This is a genomic window from Virgibacillus doumboii (assembly GCF_902806455.1).
Classification (GTDB): Bacteria; Bacillota; Bacilli; order Bacillales; family Amphibacillaceae; genus Lentibacillus; species Lentibacillus doumboii.
The window spans coordinates 755,237-773,231 of the sequence record NZ_CADCWQ010000001.1 but is presented as its reverse complement, the minus strand read 5'-3'; the positions used below and the strand labels follow the sequence as shown (position 1 = coordinate 773,231).

Sequence of the window (17,995 nt, the reverse complement as noted above, 5' to 3'; positions counted from 1 at the left end):
TTTTAATTCAGTACGCAGTCCGTATTCTTTATTTTTATGTTAAAATTGTGTCAATTCAAATAAAAGAAGGGGAAGATTAGTTATGATCCGCTTTATTTGGAGGAGCTGGTGGCGTAATAAAGAGCGCTTTATCTTGCTGTTAATCGGCGCTCTCATTGTAAGTGCAGGGTTAAGTTATTTGGTCGGTGTTTCCGAAGCCAATAAAGCCACGGTTGTGGACTCGCTTGAGAAAAGATGGTCCGCTTCCTATGATATCGTTGTGCGGCCTGAAGGAAGCCGGAGTGTTACCGAGGACAAAGATCTGCTTGAGCCAAATTACCTGAGCGGGTTGTCCGGCGGCATTTCCATGGAACAATACGAGAAAATCAAAGCTATGGAAAATGTTGATATTGCCGCACCCATTTCGATGATTGGCTATGTCAATACGTTTACGGTGATGGAAGATAACCTTAACATTACGAAAAATGGTATCTATCGCTTATCACAGACCAGTGAAACCGATACAGGCGTACAGAACATCAGCGATGATTATCCAGATCGCTATTTCACCGTCGGCCCGTGGGATTCCAAGAACCAGCAAAAAGGTTATGGCATTATATATTTTGACCAACAGCAGCTGAGCATAGGGTCAAATATTCTCTTAGCCGGGATTGACCCGGAAGCGGAATCCAGGTTGGTCGGACTTGATGAATCCGTTATTAAAACTGAAAAAAGTCGTTTTTTTACCGAGGATGATAAGTCAACTGCCAGAAAAGAATTAAGCTGGAAAGAAACAACCCTGCCAGTTTTGGCGAGCAATCAGGTTTTTGTAGATGAAACGACCACATTTACTATCGAGCGGTTGGATTTACCTTTCTCAGACCATGAAGTTGTAAAAAAGACGATGGAAAAAGTTAAGGAAAACGGTGGGAAAAAGTACCTCGAACAAATCGAAACAACCGACAGAAAAACATATTCCTTTTCATCACAGGAAGCATATGACAAGTTCAAAAGGAATATTAAAGATGGTTTTGCCACCGAAGATATAATTATGGGATTTGAACCAACACCAACAACGTACCAACCAGTTTCAAGCCCGTTTCCCGAACGTTGGCCTTACGCATACCAGGTGGAATCATTTCAAGTACCGGAATCCACTAATCTGCCACAAAGCGAATCTTATCGTCCGGTTAAAATGACAAATCAGGATTTCAGCAAAATGCCAAGGCTTAACGTTAATTATATTGGTGTATTTGACCCCGGTAAACTGGATGTTTCCAAAGACCCATTAAATGAACTGCCAATGGAAACGTATTTCCCATCCAAGGCACAACAAGTTTTGGATGCTGAAAATAAACCGGTAAACCCACCAGCGGAAATGAAGCCGGTCAATAGTCCATATGGCTTTTTGACCAAACCGCCATCCATGTTGACGACAATTGAAGCGGCAGCAGAAATTATGGGTGATAAACCGATTTCAGCAATCCGAATCAAGGCAAAAAATGTTGACAGCCTGTCCGAGGAATCACAGCAACGTCTGGAAACATTGGCAAAAGAAATCGAGGATAAGACTGGACTTATCACGGATATCACGCTTGGATCATCACCACAGCCTGCACTGGCATATGTTCCTGAAACAGATTCACGGGAATCAAGCGGCTGGCTGCAGCAACCTTGGGTAAAACTCGGCTCGTCATTCGCAATTTTTAAAGAAACAAAAGTTGGCTTTTCTGGGGTTGTCGGCAGTGTCGTGCTAGTTGCAATTGTTTATGTATTCACATCAAACCTGATTTCCATGTATGCCCGCCGGAAAGAGTTTGCAGTCCTATTGTCAACCGGGTGGCGTCCGCAAAAGTTGGCAAAATTGATTTACACGGAAGCACTGCTTTTGGGGATATTTGTTTCTCTTGTCAGCTGGTTTATTTTAGGATTCATCATGATTACTCAGGATACCGATACTTCGGTTCTAAGGATATTACTTATCGGAGTGCTCGGGCTGCTGATTTATTTACTCGGTGCCATAATCCCAGCATTTTTAACACGTAAAATAACCCCATATGAAACAATACAGTCAGGAGAAGTTTCTAAAGGTAAAAGGTATTTCCGCACAAAATCCCTTGTTTCGATGGCATTCAATCAATTATTGGCCAAATGGAAACGGAGCGTGTTATCAATTGCAGCAATCGCCGTTCCAACAAGCCTGCTGACAGTATTTTTATTTGTTACATTCCGCTTACAAGGTGTCATGTATACCACATGGCTCGGTCAATATGTCGCCCTTGAGGTTGGACCGATGCATTATGCCGCAATGGCTGTAGCGTTACTAATTGCCATTTTGACTACAGCAGAAATCATTTGGCAAAACGTTAGTGAGCGCCAGTCGGAACTTGCACTGTTAAAAGCGGTTGGCTGGAAGCATGGAACGATTCGCTCAACTATTTTACTTGAAGGATTAATCAGCGGGTTTATTGCAGGAATTTTTGGTTTGCTGATTGCCCTAGTCATCATCTGGCAAATGTATCAAACATTTCCCGTCGACCAAATTGGCTTTCTGCTTCTGACATGGTTCGTGCCAATAGTGACAGGTTTAATTGGAGCATTTGCACCAGCGCAAAAAGCGGTAAATATCCAGCCATATCAGGGAATGCAGGGAGCAGCAACAAACAGTAAGCGGACAGAAAAACGGTTCAAATTCGCAATCGGTTCATTAGCAGCAGTTTTATTTGCGGGCTTTCTGACATTAATGGCAATGGCGGTACCGGAAATGCAGGACAATTTGGAGGCAAATCAGACGCAGGAAAATGCACCGGATCCAACAGAAGGTGAGGTTGCTCCGGTTACAGCAGATGATGACGATGAGGAAAAAGAAGAAGAGGATAAATCAGAAAGTGATAAATCTGATGGTGCAGCAAATGAAGAAAATCAGATAAAGGTAAGGAAAACATACCAGCAAGGTGAAAACATTTCTTACATTGATCACGTATCTATTAAAATTGGAGAAATAATCGAAACCCCTGAAGAACATAAGCAGGATAGCATTGAAGATGACATGAAATATCTAACTATACCGGTAACATTTATTGCTGAGAAGAAATTTACGGAGTTAACCCCTACAGTCTATAAACTAAGCAGCGTTACGAACAGAAAAAAAGGAGAATTTGGTACAGCAACTCTAACAACTCACAGAGCTAAAATTGATCCTATTGATTACACAACGCTTGAAAATGACGGCTGGAGATCCGGACTAATGCACAAACCGGGCAAAGTAGTATTTGCTGTGACGTACATTGTTCCGAAAGATAAAACAAATTGGAGTGTTATTTTTCAACAATTAAATTTTACTGGTGAACGGTACTTCGAAGTAAAATTAACGAAATGAATAGAAAATGGAGTGCTGAAACGAATGCAGCACTCCATTTTTTTAGTTATTTTTGTACAACAGTTTAAGCCAGCCGAATATTCGGTTTAATCATCAGCTCACGAGGAAACTCAGCAAGTATTTCACAGCCATTTTCCGTAACCCGGAAGGATTCACTGATTTCAACACCCATATTGTCCATCCAGATACCAGGAATCAAATGGAATGTCATGTTCGGCTCCAAAATCGTACGATCTCCCGGTCTGAGACTTGCCGTATGCTCACCCCAGTCCGGTGGATAATTAAGTCCCATCGAATACCCCATCCGGGACTCTTTTTTAATACCGCTCTTTTCAATAACCCTCCGCCAGACCATTTCCAATTCTTCACATGTTATGCCTGGTTTGACAGCATCAAGCGCAGTATTAATTCCTTCTACAACAACGTCAGAAACGTATTGCATATCCTCTGTTGGCATCCCGATTACCGCTGTTCGTGCGAGTGGTGAATGATAACGTTTGTAACATCCGGCAAGTTCAATAATGACAGGGTCACCATGCTTAAACCTGTCATCCGTCCAGGTCAAATGGGATGCTGATGTTTTATCACCCGTCGGCAAAAGAGGAACGATGGACGGATAATCGCCGCCAAAATCTTCTGTCCCGCTTATTTGCGCATGCGATATTTCAGCAACAACGTCACACTCCCGTACTCCTTCGTTTATCGTATCAAACGCAACCTGCATAGCTTTTTCGGAAATTTTTGCAGCTTGTTTTATATATTGTATTTCACGCTCAGACTTAATAATGCGCACCCAATTAACCAGATTTGTTCCGTCTTTAAACGTTGCATCCGGCATCTTTTGGGTTAATCGCATGTAACTTTTAGCCGTGAAATAATACGCATCCATCTCAACAGCAATCGTCTGATTATCACGTTTTCTTTCCTTCAGCAAATCACATACAAAATCCATTGGGTGTCTGATCGTTGACTGCACATAATGATCTGCATACGGAATTATTTGTTCTTTATCAAGCCACGTCGTGTGTAAAGCCGCGTTGGCATCCTGACTCCGGCCAACCCAAATCGGCTGCTCCTCATCAATCATCACAATCAGCAATTGATGAACATAAAAAGACCACGCATCATAACCGGTTAAATAGTTCATATTCGCCGGGTCAGTCACCAGCAGCATATCCACACCTGCTTCAGCCATCCGCTGCTTTGTTTTCAGCAATCTTTCCCCAAACTCAGAAATAGAAAATGTTAACACAAATCATCCTTCCCTTCGTGCCTTATTAAATTAATTTTAAAATGAAAGCGCTTACTAATCGGTTAAAAATATAAATCTTTCATTAATAGATCATCACGAAAATGTTTGAAAAGCATAGATTTAGTGTATCGAATAGTGTATGTAATAATCTGCAAGGATAATAGGTGTATTACTACTTGTCATCATTCTGTCGATTGTCGACAATGTCTGTTACCTATATTATAGTTCAGGACTTTTTTTAATGTCAATCATTATTTAAATAATTTCAAATATTTATTTTTTTATTTAATACTATTTTATTCGTTATTGATGGTTTCGGTTCCGGATACATGCGCCCATATGCTCGCACTTCTTTGCAAAAAAACAACGCCCCCTAGATTAGGAGCGTTGTGCCGCGTATTCTTCTGTTAATTCCAGGTACTCATCAATTGCCTTTTTAACAGGCTGAAGTGACTCATTCCAAAATGCTTTTTCTTTAATATCCCTGCCTAAATGGTGATGTGCCAGTTCCTCCACAGTCATTCTTCCTGTATCAAGCAAAAGCGCATCATATTGCTCAGGAAACTGATCGCCCTGCTCCTTTGACAATGCGTAAATTCCATTACTGAACAAATAGCCAATCGTATATGGAATGTTGAAAAATGCTAATTCGGTATCAAAAAAGTGAGCAAGAGTCACCCATAAATAACGGTTGTTTTCACCCATAATGTCCCCGAAAACTTCCTTCATCTCCTGTTCCATCAAATCGGAAATTTCATTTGCTGTCAATGTACCGGCCTTCCTTTTTTCATACAGCTTTTGTTCAAAAGAAAACATCGCAGGCACGCTTACCTGATACTTTAAACCATTTAAAATTTTCATTTCCAACAGGGATAGCTTATCCTTCTCCGTTGCCGCATGCTCAATCGCTGCATCCAATACAAGGTTTTCTAAAAAAGTTGATGCTGTTTCAGCAACACTCGTACTTACTTGCTGTGCAAAGGCAGGTTCATCATGCAAAATATGGTTGTGGTATGCATGGCCAAGCTCATGAGCAATCGTCACAACATCCTGGTAGCTGCCGGTATATGTAAGGAAAATTCGGCTTTCTTTTGCTACAGTCATGTTGGCGCAAAATCCGCCGTGCATTTTTCCTTTACGATTTTCAGCCTCAATCCAGCCTTCACGAAATGCCCGCTCAGCAAAATCACCAAGTTTTTTACTGAACTTGTGAAACTGGGTGATAATGATATCCGCTGCCTCGTTGTAGGAGAGCTTGCTGTCACTCGTAAAGCTTGGAATTTCAGCGTCATACCAGTTTAATTTATCCTGTTTCATCACCTCGGCTTTTCGTTTGAAAAAAGTCTGTACGACGGACTTATTTTCCACAATTGCCGAAACCATTGTTTGAACCGTTTCCTCCTGAATCCGATTATCTTCCATCGCTTCCTTTAAAACATTGTGCCACCCGCGTTGTTTGTAAACATCAAGACGGAACCCGCTGATTCGATTTAATGCAGTCGCAAAGGCGTCCGCCTGCTCACTGCACACTTTAACAAGGCTGCGTGCGATGTTCTTCCGTGTGGAGCTGTCACTTGCAGACATTAAATAACCCATTGTTTGTCCGATTGACAGTTCTTCTGTTTTCCCATCCCTTTCCACCGGGATGCGCATTTTCCCCATCATCTGTTCATAATACTCTTCCCAGCCAACGAACCCGTTTAGCGAAAGATCATTAATCATTTTTTCCATTTCCAAAGGTAACTTGTCATCCATTCTTCGTTTACGTTCTTCCAAATAAAATTGATATCTCTTTACTTCATCATGCTGCATGAGTAAGTCCCATTGTGTTTCTGGCAAACTGTCAATAAGGTGATCGATGTCCAATTTTAATGATTCAAAACCTGACTTTATCATTTCGCTTTTTTCAACGAGTTTTGCTACATCCGGATCATCAACATTAACGGCATACAGACAAACCATAAATTCATCGAGCTCAAATGATTCATTATAAAACGTCTGTACTTCTGAAAAGAACGTCACCAGGCTTTCAATATCTGCCTGATCAAATGATTTAATCTTTTCCTGCAGTCCATGTAAATCATGTTCCAGTCTGACTATCAATTCGTTTAATTCATTCGAGTCTTTTCCACCTGGGTACAGTGACTCGAGGTCCCAGGTTTCATCCATTACTTTCTCCATTACTATTCCTCCCTGAAATTCTTTCTGCAATAATTGTACCGTATTTTCTGTGCACATGTATCCGCCTTATGACTAAAAAATCATAGGATTCTAAACTGATTTTCTGATATAATATTTGGAAATCAAACAAATGAGGTGTCCCCCTATGGTCAAAGCTACTAATCCGGTTGAGGTATTTTACGAGTCTTATAATCGTAAGCAGCCAATTACTAAAGAAGAAATCCCGGAAAATATCAGTGAGAAGGAAGCTTATAACATTCAACATCAATTGACGGAAAGAAAGTCCGAAAAGAATAACGACAACCTTGCCGGCTACAAAATCAGTTTAACGAGTGAAAAAACACAGGAACTCTTCCATTCCACAACACCTCTTTATGGTGCACTGACCCAATCTAGTCTGACCGATGAAGCAATTGAGCTGGAGAAGATGAATGAACCTTTAATTGAAGTTGAATTGATGTTTATTGCGAATGAAGATTTATCAGAAACAGACGATCAGCAAGCTATTTTACAAAAAATGAGTATTGCACCAGGGCTTGAGATTCCCGACTCCCGTTTTACCGACTGGTTTCCTGAGCTGAGCCTCGGTCAAATTATTGCAGACAGTGCCGTCGCCGGAAAAATTGTAGTTGGTGATGCCGTTGAGGGATTAACGTACGAGCAGTTAGCGACTATTCATGCCGAGCTGAGATTAGATGACGAGATTATTGCTCAAGGACCTTCAACCGAAGTACTGGGCAACCCTGTCCATGCCATCGAGTGGCTCATTAAAGAACTTGCCAAAAGCGGACGCACGATTGAAAAAGGAATGATCATTTCATCAGGTACATTTATTTTGCCTGAGTCATTGCAAAAGGGTGTCTATCAGGTACGGTTTGATGGTGTTGGTGAGGTGAGTTTGGAAGTCAGGTGAATGTATGGTTGAGGGTCAATATCAGGAGATTAAGCCGTATCATCAAAAGATGTGGCTCAATCTCCTGTTCTGAATGTCGTTTGTGTTCTCGGGTTGATATATTTCTTGGTGTTGATTTATTCTTGATCGAGTTGAAAATTCCGCTCCTGGAGAAATTTCTTCCATCAAAACGGCATTGCACTTTGCATTTTCCGCTTCCTCTTTCGGATTACTTTAAAAACTCGCCGCCGCATTTTTCCATTTAGGAACGGATACGCAATCAATGGCAGGCCAGGTACAATTGAAACGGCTGCAAGCGCCAGCCAGTAACTCTTCTGTGCCAGGAAATATATGACCGATGGCGGTAGAAACGGATAAAACAATCCCACTCTTATCGATGATTCATACTCGCCGGGACCCTGTGCAGTTACAGTATAGTTCGTGCTTACTTGCTCCCCCTGTGAAAGAACAACTTGTTTATGGCTTAACGTGATTTGTCTATCATCAGTTGTGATGGTTCCGAATAATGGAAAAAACCCCTGATTATTAAGTTCCGATAACGGCTTCGAAACCTCTTCACCAATTTTCAGTATACCAACATCACTTCCCATTAAAACCCCCTCACTCTTTTCCGAAACTTCATAGACCAGATTTAACTTTTGGCCTGAAGTAAGCATCGTCCCGCCCATAATAACAGCAATCGTTAATCCACCTATTATATAGATTAGCTGCAGCTCGATTCCCTTACCTTTCTTTTTATTACTCTTATCGGATTTCAATTCCCCAACCCCAATTAACAAAGCAAGAATTATTGCAACGGCCGGTAATAAAATGGGAGTACTTTGAAATTTTTCCATCCATAGTGATAAGTAGCCTATTTTTGGAATGACGATTGGAGTTTCACCAAAGGTAACGGCTCTTCCAGCAATCGCATCCCTCGGAATCGGCCCGGTCCCCGAAGACTCCTGATCGGTATATTCGTTGGCATCACCCTTTGTAATAAAACCTTCTTCATTATTACCGCCCATTACCCGGTGTGCAATCCATCCTTTATCTGCAAGACTTCCTTCTTCTGTTTTAAAAAATACAATGTCTTCATTATGTATCGAATCATTCTTACTTACATTTTCAATTACTACCATATCTCCCCGTTCCCAAACAGGAGACATACTATTAGAACGAATTACCGAAAACAAAACAGGTTCCTTCGTAATGGCTGATCCGATCGCAGCTATAAGTGAACATAGTACAACAGCGGCCAGCATAATCGTTATCAATTTTGATATAACTTTCATAGAGTTCGCTCCTCTCCCCTTCTATTTTATTGAAAATCCGGGTAAGAATAATCACTCGAAAGTAGAATTCATCTGGTACAAAAGTATACCTTTATTAGTCGAAGGTAGAAGTTAAGAAGTAGACTAATGTTTTGCCAAAAGCATACTTGCGAGTGACGAAAAAGGCCGAACAACCTCCTATACTTGAATTATCAACAAAAAACACGGCAACAAGCCGAATAAAATTTTTAGGAGGAATTTTCGTATGAAAATGAAGAAGGGATTACTATTGGTAGTTTTACTACTGGCACTCTCGAGTGTGATGGCGGCGATGTCTTATACAAAAGCCAGTGTAAGCAATGATATGTCATTTAATATCGAGAATACAAACAGCTCACTATTGGCACTCAAGGAAAGTAAACAACACAATGCATCATTTTATAATACAGCTGGTGCAGACAAATTAAAAATCGATCTGGATAAAGGTTTTGGTGACTCAGATTTTGGTATTCAAAATAACAGTACTTATTCCTGGGATAAATTATTCACAGTGAAAAATAATTCAGAACATGCTGTAAACGTTTCGATTGAAACTAACCCAAAAGTTGATACAAAAGGACAAACTCAAGGAATTAATACTTATTTAAGTAGCCTTGAAGATTCCTGGACTCAAATTAACGGCATGTATGGTGCTGGCGCTGGGGAGTATACTTTTACACTTGAACCAAATGAAGAAAGACAAATTAATTTGAAATTAGAGTCTATGCACGGTTCAAATAAACATCAAGAAGAACGTAATTTTGACATAATTGTTAACGCAGAAAGTGTTATGCCACAATAATAGTTTTGATAAAACAGTCCTAGAAATAGGGCTGTTTTACTTTGTTTATTATCTAATATAACAATAGAAAACATTACTTCTACTCTTTCGACAAAACTAGAACCTCCCCACCCACATAAACTGACAAAATCTCCGCAGCCTAATAGTTATAATAGACTATGAAATAAAATATTTTTCCAGGAAACTATGAAATACGTCCCATATATGGGCACCAGGGGCGTGTGGAGTGAGTGGTGCAACCGGCCTAATTAATTGTGGACAACTGTCCCGTTAATTAGGTTTTTATTATGAAATTCAGGAGGGAATACATTGAAAGTTATTTTGTCGCTGGCAGCGGTTTTTGCATCCTTGTCATTTCTGTTATTGCATACGAGTAGTTTTACAACTGCCAAAGTGAAAAATGAAGCCAATTTATCCATTGTCTCAGAAGAAAGCGCTCTCATCGCAATAAATTACACAAAAGGAAAGAGGTTTACGGTAACAAATAATACAGTCAAAACAATCCATATCGATAGGGTTAGCGTCCTGAACGGGTCTGACCAGAGGGCTATTAATTTAGGAAAAGATAGTTCAGCTATTAAACCTGGAGGAGTTCAGGAATTTAATATAACCGGCGATCCAAAAAAGCTATCCGGAAAAGTACTCCGAATTGACACCTATTGGAACGGCGGCAGTGCAGAAATAAAATCAACCATACCGGACCTAATGGAAAATCAGAAGGGTGATAACAAGTGAAGCAGACAATGACAAAACTACTTAATAGAAAGAACAAGAAATTCATGACCAGCCTTATTGTTTTATTTTTCATCTCAACCGCTGTATCAGCCTATTCTTTATTACAGCCAACTACCATTACAAAACAGACCAACGAGAACACCGCACAAGTTCAAACACAATACGATTATAAAGCGACGGTTACACCAAACATTCTGCATCCGGACGGTGGGACGATTGAAGCAGACGATACGATCTTCAAACAAATCACTACCTCAATCCCGCTTAACATGAATACGACGATAAACTCCAATGAGCAAGTTCTGGCTGAAGGCACACACGAAGTCCAGTTATTAGTCAAGGCCGGGAACCTTTGGGAGAAAGCATTTCCGTTGGAGGAGAAACAACCCTTTAAGCAAGAGGGAACGAACATAGCAGTTATCGATGATAGCTACAAAATTAATCTGGAAAATATCAAATCTTTCATAACACAGGTGGAGGAAGAAACAGGCATCAGTCCTGATCAATATACGTTAGAAGTAGTACCGAATATCGAGGGAACCATTACATCCGGTGGCGTGGAAAAGGCAATTCAGGCACAGGATCATCTTGCCTTCCAGCTTTCATATAACGAGATAACACTGGCGAGTGAAAAAGTATTCACTTCCGCTGTTCCATTTACAATGACAGAAACGATGACAAATACACTAACTGGACTCGAACTGCCGCTTACTCCGGTCAGAACAACCAGTACAATATTAAGCCTTCTTTTACTGGCAGCAATTATTTTTGCCTATCGAGACCTGATTAATAATCGTGAAAGAAAGCCGGCAACACTGGCAGAAAAAATCAATAATAAGCACGGTAACCGAATCATTCCGGTAAAACACAAAGTAAATATTGCCAAGAAATCCATTTTCACGCTTGATTCCTTTAAATCCGTCATCAAGATTGCTGATGAAAAAGAACTGCCAATTTTTTGTTACAACGACCACCATGATGGAAGCGCCGTTTATTTTATCGTTGACGGGGATTACTTGTACAGTTATGAAACACATAAAAGTATTGAGACGCGTACAGGAAGTGAAACAGCTTATGCAAAAGGTTAACCAGTTTTACCGTTTTATAAAAATGGACCCTACAAGTAAAGTGCATCTTGTGTTTCTATACCGATATATTTCGCTAATATTGACTTCATTCTTCTTTTTACTTGGGCCGCAATCACCATTTATTTTCAAAACGGTCGTTGTTTTGTCATTGGGGATTGCAGCCTGGATAATCACTGATTTGCAGCGGAAGTATTTAGAAAATAACTCCATTCTGAAATTAATCGTCTTAACGGAAACGCTTGGGTTGACGTTTCTGTTAATCCCAACTGGCGGCATATCAAGTCCATTCATTTGGTATGCACTGAATCCCGTTTTGGTTGCTGCAAGCTTCCTGAGGCCGTTATTTTGCTGGGGTGTATTAACTTTCTTTCTTGCCAGCGCAACCTTAATTGCTCACGACAGTATCGCTATGGTATTGGAAGAAAAATCCTACTTTTACCTTGTATGTGTACTGATAACTTTGCTTGCAAGATTATTTTCAGGGTTAACAAAAGCACTGGACGAGAAAGCAAGCCTGCTAAAAGTGCAGCAGCAGGATTTAATCCAAGTTAACGACAAACTTACAGAAACGAACCAAAAATACCAGGAAGCGTTGGATCACGTTATGTCGCTTTACCATTTGATGGAGAATTTTGCTTCTGAAAAAAACGCCGAAAAACTGACGGAAGAAATAACCTCTTCGTTAGTTAAATGCACACAACATGATGTGGCGTTCTTTTGGCTGACAGACATAAATCATCAAAACAGCTACCTGGAACATACTGCAAACGATACCGGTATGGAAGAAGCACTTAAGAGTGAATGGAGCACTATCCGCGGGAAGAGGGAACCTTTCACAAAAACAATTAATGATGAATTATATTTGATGAAAATAATTAGAACCTCGCATAATATTGGCGTTCTCGGAGTTAAGATTGAAAGTTCCAGTGAATTGGAGAATACATTCCTGCTCAACCGTACTTTTGAATTTTTAACCGACCTCAGTGAAATCATGCTTGAACGAATTCATATGGATCAGATGAAAGACCAGATGCTTATTGTAGAGGAGCAAAACCGTATCGCTAACGAAATCCATGACAGTGTTTCACAACGATTGTTCGGCATGGCCTTTGCAATGCACAGTTTACAGGTCAAAAGTCAAAAAATGACGCCTGGCGAATTAAACAAAGAGTATCAGTTCCTGTCACAGTCGATAAATGCAACAATCAAAGAACTCCGGTCAGCCATTTACCATCTGAGTTCAGTGAAAAAAGATGAGAAGCCGTTTTTTGTTCAAATAAGAAAATACTTTGATGAATTTTCCAGGCTGAATGATATTCAAATTAACCACCGTATTACCGGCAAAGAGACTTTGATTTCAAATGATCAGAAGCAGGCGCTTTACCGGATTATCTGTGAAGCGTGCGGTAATGCTGCAAGACATGGGAAATGCAATAGCATAGACATAAAGTTAACATTGCATGAGAAAAAAACAGCCCTAACCATTTTTGATGATGGCATTGGAATTGACTTACATAGAGACGTTGATGGGAAAAAAGAAAAAGGAATCGGGCTCCATAATATGCAAAGCATCGTAAACACGTTTGCAGGAACGTTTTCAATCGATGGCAGCCCGGCTTTAGGAACAGAAATACAAATTGAAATCCCAACTATCAATAAAAAACAAGAGGTGGCTGGATAATGAAGGTTATTATTGTGGACGATCATCCGTTAGTAAGATCAGGACTGACCTCCGTGCTTTCCTTGGATGGAACATTTGACGTTAAGGGAGAAGCAGCAAATTGCGCTGAGGCAATGGAACTCCTTAAATCTGTACGGCCTGATATCGCATTAGTTGATCTTCGGATAGCTGATGAATCAGGCTTAGACCTCATAGCAGAAGCGATGAATCGGGGAGTAATCTGCATGCTGACCTCATCAACAGAAGCAGAGGATTTTAAACTGGCTAAAGAAAATGGCGTTGATGGCTATGTATTAAAGGAAGCATTACCCGAGGAGTTGATTCAGGCAATGCGGATAATCAGTAAAGGCCGTAAATACTATGACCCTGGGGTGATAGATTTTGTAATGAACTCCGCCGATAGTGGCCGCGATGTTCATGGGCACATCGAACAATTAACACCGAAAGAAGAAGAAACATTGATCGCACTTGGCAAAGGCCTTTCGAACAAGGAAATATCACAGACACTGTTTATTACTGAATACACGGTTAAAAAACATGTAAGCCAAATTTTAGCGAAACTCGATCTGGCTGACAGAACACAGGCAGCACTGTATGCTAATGCAAAAGGTCTGGTTAAATATGCAATTGCTGAATAGGTATGATTGAGTGCTCTGGTGGATGTTTTTATGATGGTTTTGTCGATCTGCTGAAATTCCTGCTGTTCTGCCGATGTTCCTGCTGTTCTGCTGATGTTTTTTCTTATCTGCCGATGTTCCACCTCTCGAGCAGACATTTCTACACTTCCCCTCCCTTCCAAACCATCCTCCACAAATATTTTTTCAAAAAAACATAATTTTTTGACGTTTGCCTATTGCAATAAGATGGAATATATCATAGTATTGATATAAAATTTTTATGCAAAGGGGCTGGCGTTATGGAAGATCGTCCGATTCAAGTCAATCTTAGTTCAACCGGTAAAGAAAAGCCCAAATCAGATGAACTGCAGTTTGGACGAATGTTTACTGACCACATGTTTGTAATGGATTATTCTGAACCTGCAGGATGGCACGACGCGCGTATTGTGCCATATCAGCCAATTGCCATGGACCCGTCTGCCATGGTATTTCATTATGGTCAATCTGTTTTCGAAGGACTGAAAGCGTACCTCACACCTGAAGGAGATGCTCAATTATTCCGTCCCGAAAAAAATCTCAGGCGGATCAATCACTCAAATGACCGGCTTTGCATTCCTCGGATTGATGAAGAATTTGCATTAAAAGCACTTAAGCAGCTCATCGCATTGGATAAAGACTGGATTCCGGATGCAGAAGGAACGTCACTCTATATCCGCCCATTTATTATTTCCACCGAAGCTTTTCTCGGTGTTGCGCCATCACGTCATTATAAATTCATTGTTATCCTGTCTCCAGTGGGCGCGTATTACAAGGAAGGAATTAACCCGGTCAAAATAGCGGTGGAAAATAAATATGTCCGTGCTGCTGTTGGCGGGACCGGTGAAGCTAAAACCGGCGGAAACTATGCTTCCAGTCTGAAGGCCCAGGAACTCGTTGCAGACAGCGGATTCGCCCAGGTTTTATGGCTCGATGCTGTTGAACGAAAGTATATTGAAGAAGTAGGAAGTATGAATGTTTTTTTCAAAATAAACGGTGAAATTGTCACCCCAATTTTGAATGGAAGTATTTTGGAAGGTATTACGAGGAAATCGGTTATCGAATTATTGAAACACTGGGAAATCCCTGTAGTTGAACGGAAAATTTCAATGGAAGAATTATATCAGGCGTACTGTGATGGCCTTGTTGAGGAGGCTTTCGGATCAGGTACTGCAGCCGTCATCTCACCGATCGGCCAGCTCACATGGGATGACAAAGATATGGTGTTCAACAATATGGAAACCGGTCCGATTGCCAAAAAATTATATGACACACTGACAGGTATCCAGTACGGCAAAATTGAAGATCCGTTCGGTTGGATTGAAAAAATAAAAAGTAGGGTAACCTTATGAAGTTGAAGGGCGCTTTCATTGCAAAGCGCCCTTCTTTTTTTGTCCGGATCGTGCTAAAAGTCGAAGTTCACAATGAAATCGTCGAAGTTCACAGGCGAAATGTCGATGTTCACATTTAGTTTGTTCGAAGTTCACAATTAAAATGCCGAAGTTCACAATTTGTTCGCCCCTCGTCACTCGAAATTACAATCCAAACACACAAATCAACGAAGAAAAAAGCCCGCACCCCCTATCTACACGCCATTTCGGCCCCACAACTTTATCTTATCACTATGTATAAGTATTTGATATCACTTTTATAGGTTTCAATCATTTATTTTTATCACTAATAAGCGTATTATAATAAGTGAAGGGAGCGAGAGACATAACGAAGCCCCCTTCCCTACACCTCTTTGTGGCCACTGAGGTATTCATTTCCACAAAAAAATTTGGAGGTGACTTACATGTCAAAGCAAGAAGCTACAATGGTTGAACAACTTGCTGATTGGGCGCACAACATCAAATGGGAAGATCTCTCGGATGAAGCAATTGAAGCACTCAAAGGTCGGGTACTCGACTCAATCGGCGTTGCAATTGGCGCACTTGAAGGTGAACCCGTGAAGGCTATCCGCCAAATGACAGAAGATCTGGGAGGCGAGAAACTGGTAACGCTAATCGGCGGTGGAAAAACTACACCGGATTATGCAACGTTCCACAATGGAGCAGCAATTCGTTATCTCGATTACAACGACTCTTATTTAGCAAAAAACGAAACAGGACATCCATCAGACAATATAGCACCAGTTCTGGCAGCAAGTGAATATGCAGACAAGAGCGGTCAGGACTTCCTGCTGGCATTGGCTGTCGCATATCAGGTTCAATGCCGACTGTCAGATGTTGCACCTGTAAGAAATAACGGCTTTGACCATACCGTTCAGGGTGAATATGGCGCCGCAGCCGGTGCAGCTCGTGTAATGGGACTTGACAGCAACAAAATAGCAAATGCGGTTGCAATCGCAGGAACCGGCTACAACTCACTGCGCGTAACAAGAACCGGTGAACTTTCGAACTGGAAAGGCCTTGCCTATCCAAACACAGCAATGGGCGCTGTTCATGCAACATTGCTTGCAAAATACGGAATCACAGGTCCGCGTGAAGTTTTTGAAGGAAACAAAGGATTCATGGACTCCATTGCCGGTCAATTCGAAATAGATTGGTCAAAAGAAGACCTTGAACGTGTTTCAGATACAATTATTAAACGATATAATGCAGAAATCCATTCACAGTCATCGATTGAAGGACTGCTGGAAATCCGCGACCGCGAAAATATTGCGCCGGAAGACATCAAGGAAATCCGGCTCACCACTTTTGACGTCGCATTCAACATTATCGGCGGTGGTGAAGAAGGCGGCAAAAAATTGATCCGCTATAAAGAAGAAGCTGACCATTCATTGCCATATATGCTTTCAGCTGCATACCTGGACGGTCAAGTCATGCCGGAACAGTACGAACCGGATCGAATCAAACGGGCCGACATTCAGGAATTATTGCAAAAAGTGGATGTAAAACCGAGTGATGCATACAGTGATCGCTTCCCGGACGAAATGGCATGTCATATTGAACTGGAAACAAACGACGGACGTATTTTTGAAATCGAAAAAAATGATTACCAAGGATTCAAAACACGTCCTGCCAGCTGGGATGTGTTAATGGAAAAATACAACAAATTAACCAGCAAAATGGACGGCAAACTGGCTTCCGAAATTGCTGACACGATCAGAAACCTGGAAAATGTGAAAATCAGTGATTTGACTGCTTTACTTGGTCAAATAAAAATCAGGGAGGATGAATAATCATGGAAAAAAATAACTATGCATTCACAGATATAAGGGCAAATCATCGTCAGGAAAAACCACGGACTGCAGGAGTGACCGAAATTCGCGGACCATACTACACTGTAATGGGGCAACGTTATTTAAAAGACGTACTGGAAACAATGGGCGATCATGTAGACATTCTGAAATTTGCCGGTGGTGCTTTCACATTAATGCCGGAAAAACAATTGAAAGAACTATTGGATTTAGCTCATGACTATGGCGTAAAAGTTTCAACCGGAGGATTTATGGAAACCGTACTGACACAGGGGCCAGAAGCCGTTGATTACTATATCAACGAGTGTAAACGCGTTGGGTTTGATATCATCGAAGTCTCAACCGGCTTCATTACCATGCCAATTGACGATATCGTTCGTGTCGTTGAGCGTGTTCAAAAAGCAGGACTCCTTGCCAAACCTGAAATTGGTGTACAATTCGGTGCCGGTGGAACAAATACAATCGCACAGAACGAAGCAGCAGGCATATCCGACCCTGCCCGCGCAATCGAGATCGGTAAAAAATGCCTTGACGCAGGAGCATATATGTTAATGATTGAATCAGAAGGTATTACCGAAAGCGTTGAAACATGGCGCACCGAAATTGCTTCCCGATTCGCCGCTGAACTGGGTACAGACAAAGTCATGTTTGAAGCAGCAGACCCGGATGTATTTGCATGGTATATCAAAAACTATGGCCCGGACGTTAACCTTTTCGTTGACCACAGTCAAATCGTTCAGCTGGAAGGCCTGCGCCGCGGAATCTGGGGAAATAATGAACTTTGGGGACGTGTAATCACTTTTGACGGCAACGACAAATAAACAAATTAAATAAAACC

13 protein-coding genes and 1 riboswitch are annotated in these 17,995 nt (G+C 41.2%); of the genes, 10 read left to right on the top strand and 3 right to left on the bottom strand.

The window, feature by feature from the left end; genetic code table 11:
• Positions 1 to 82: 82 nt before the first annotated feature.
• Positions 83 to 3,358, top strand: a complete 3,276-nt coding sequence (locus G6R02_RS03680; RefSeq protein WP_164667901.1) for an FtsX-like permease family protein — start codon at positions 83 to 85, stop codon at positions 3,356 to 3,358.
• A gap of 64 nt (positions 3,359 to 3,422) precedes the next feature.
• Here the strand turns inward: G6R02_RS03680 and G6R02_RS03675 are convergent, their stop codons facing one another.
• Positions 3,423 to 4,610, bottom strand: a complete 1,188-nt coding sequence (locus tag G6R02_RS03675; RefSeq protein WP_164667900.1) for a M24 family metallopeptidase — start codon at positions 4,608 to 4,610, stop codon at positions 3,423 to 3,425.
• 378 nt (positions 4,611 to 4,988) lie between these two features.
• Positions 4,989 to 6,791 (bottom strand): M3 family oligoendopeptidase, encoded by a 1,803-nt coding sequence (locus G6R02_RS03670; RefSeq protein ID WP_164667899.1) that lies wholly within the window; start codon positions 6,789 to 6,791, stop codon positions 4,989 to 4,991.
• A 145-nt stretch (positions 6,792 to 6,936) separates the two neighbouring features.
• Between G6R02_RS03670 and G6R02_RS03665 the strand changes: the two genes are divergently transcribed.
• Positions 6,937 to 7,704 (top strand): 2-keto-4-pentenoate hydratase, encoded by a 768-nt coding sequence (locus G6R02_RS03665; RefSeq protein ID WP_164667898.1) that lies wholly within the window; start codon positions 6,937 to 6,939, stop codon positions 7,702 to 7,704.
• Positions 7,705 to 7,868: 164 nt separating this feature from the next.
• On the opposite strand, the gene G6R02_RS03660 is transcribed toward G6R02_RS03665, so the two are convergent.
• Complete coding sequence (locus tag G6R02_RS03660) at positions 7,869 to 8,978, bottom strand: signal peptidase I (RefSeq protein WP_164667897.1); 1,110 nt, start codon at positions 8,976 to 8,978, stop codon at positions 7,869 to 7,871.
• Between the two features lie 244 nt (positions 8,979 to 9,222).
• Between G6R02_RS03660 and G6R02_RS03655 the strand changes: the two genes are divergently transcribed.
• The 8 genes from G6R02_RS03655 to G6R02_RS03620 all read left to right on the top strand — a co-directional run bounded on the left by G6R02_RS03655 (position 9,223) and on the right by G6R02_RS03620 (position 17,978).
• Complete coding sequence (locus G6R02_RS03655) at positions 9,223 to 9,798, top strand: hypothetical protein (RefSeq protein ID WP_164667896.1); 576 nt, start codon at positions 9,223 to 9,225, stop codon at positions 9,796 to 9,798.
• A gap of 170 nt (positions 9,799 to 9,968) precedes the next feature.
• Positions 9,969 to 10,052: riboswitch (cyclic di-GMP riboswitch) on the top strand.
• Positions 10,053 to 10,107: 55 nt separating this feature from the next.
• The gene (locus G6R02_RS03650; protein ID WP_164667895.1) at positions 10,108 to 10,533 is read left to right on the top strand and encodes a hypothetical protein; all 426 of its coding nucleotides are present in this window, start codon (positions 10,108 to 10,110) and stop codon (positions 10,531 to 10,533) included.
• A complete protein-coding gene (locus G6R02_RS03645) occupies positions 10,530 to 11,621 on the top strand; it encodes a DUF5305 family protein (protein ID WP_164667894.1) in 1,092 nt (363 codons plus the stop codon). The genes G6R02_RS03650 and G6R02_RS03645 overlap by 4 nt, the downstream gene beginning before the upstream one ends.
• Complete coding sequence (locus tag G6R02_RS03640) at positions 11,560 to 13,302, top strand: ATP-binding protein (protein WP_164667893.1); 1,743 nt, start codon at positions 11,560 to 11,562, stop codon at positions 13,300 to 13,302. The genes G6R02_RS03645 and G6R02_RS03640 overlap by 62 nt, the downstream gene beginning before the upstream one ends.
• Positions 13,302 to 13,940, top strand: a complete 639-nt coding sequence (locus tag G6R02_RS03635) for a response regulator (protein ID WP_164667892.1) — start codon at positions 13,302 to 13,304, stop codon at positions 13,938 to 13,940. The genes G6R02_RS03640 and G6R02_RS03635 overlap by 1 nt, the downstream gene beginning before the upstream one ends.
• A 278-nt stretch (positions 13,941 to 14,218) precedes the next feature.
• Positions 14,219 to 15,307 carry a branched-chain amino acid aminotransferase gene (locus tag G6R02_RS03630; protein ID WP_164667891.1) on the top strand — a complete coding sequence of 363 codons (1,089 nt, stop codon included), beginning with the start codon at positions 14,219 to 14,221 and terminating at the stop codon, positions 15,305 to 15,307.
• Positions 15,308 to 15,750: 443 nt separating this feature from the next.
• Complete coding sequence (locus G6R02_RS03625; protein ID WP_164667890.1) at positions 15,751 to 17,139, top strand: MmgE/PrpD family protein; 1,389 nt, start codon at positions 15,751 to 15,753, stop codon at positions 17,137 to 17,139.
• A gap of 2 nt (positions 17,140 to 17,141) precedes the next feature.
• The gene (locus G6R02_RS03620; RefSeq protein WP_164667889.1) at positions 17,142 to 17,978 is read left to right on the top strand and encodes a phosphosulfolactate synthase; all 837 of its coding nucleotides are present in this window, start codon (positions 17,142 to 17,144) and stop codon (positions 17,976 to 17,978) included.
• The last annotated feature ends 17 nt before the right edge of the window (positions 17,979 to 17,995 follow it).

What these genes read in the sequence shown, in the direction of transcription:
- G6R02_RS03640 (WP_164667893.1), top strand. Translation starts at nt 11,560, where the DNA reads ATGAAACACATAAAAGTATTGAGACGCGTACAGGAAGTGAAACAGCTT.
- G6R02_RS03655 (WP_164667896.1), top strand. Translation starts at nt 9,223, where the DNA reads ATGAAAATGAAGAAGGGATTACTATTGGTAGTTTTACTACTGGCACTC.
- G6R02_RS03620 (WP_164667889.1), top strand. Translation starts at nt 17,142, where the DNA reads ATGGAAAAAAATAACTATGCATTCACAGATATAAGGGCAAATCATCGT.
- G6R02_RS03630 (WP_164667891.1), top strand. Translation starts at nt 14,219, where the DNA reads ATGGAAGATCGTCCGATTCAAGTCAATCTTAGTTCAACCGGTAAAGAA.
- G6R02_RS03670 (WP_164667899.1), bottom strand. Translation starts at nt 6,791, where the DNA reads ATGGAGAAAGTAATGGATGAAACCTGGGACCTCGAGTCACTGTACCCA.
- G6R02_RS03660 (WP_164667897.1), bottom strand. Translation starts at nt 8,978, where the DNA reads ATGAAAGTTATATCAAAATTGATAACGATTATGCTGGCCGCTGTTGTA.
- G6R02_RS03680 (WP_164667901.1), top strand. Translation starts at nt 83, where the DNA reads ATGATCCGCTTTATTTGGAGGAGCTGGTGGCGTAATAAAGAGCGCTTT.
- G6R02_RS03635 (WP_164667892.1), top strand. Translation starts at nt 13,302, where the DNA reads ATGAAGGTTATTATTGTGGACGATCATCCGTTAGTAAGATCAGGACTG.
- G6R02_RS03625 (WP_164667890.1), top strand. Translation starts at nt 15,751, where the DNA reads ATGTCAAAGCAAGAAGCTACAATGGTTGAACAACTTGCTGATTGGGCG.
- G6R02_RS03665 (WP_164667898.1), top strand. Translation starts at nt 6,937, where the DNA reads ATGGTCAAAGCTACTAATCCGGTTGAGGTATTTTACGAGTCTTATAAT.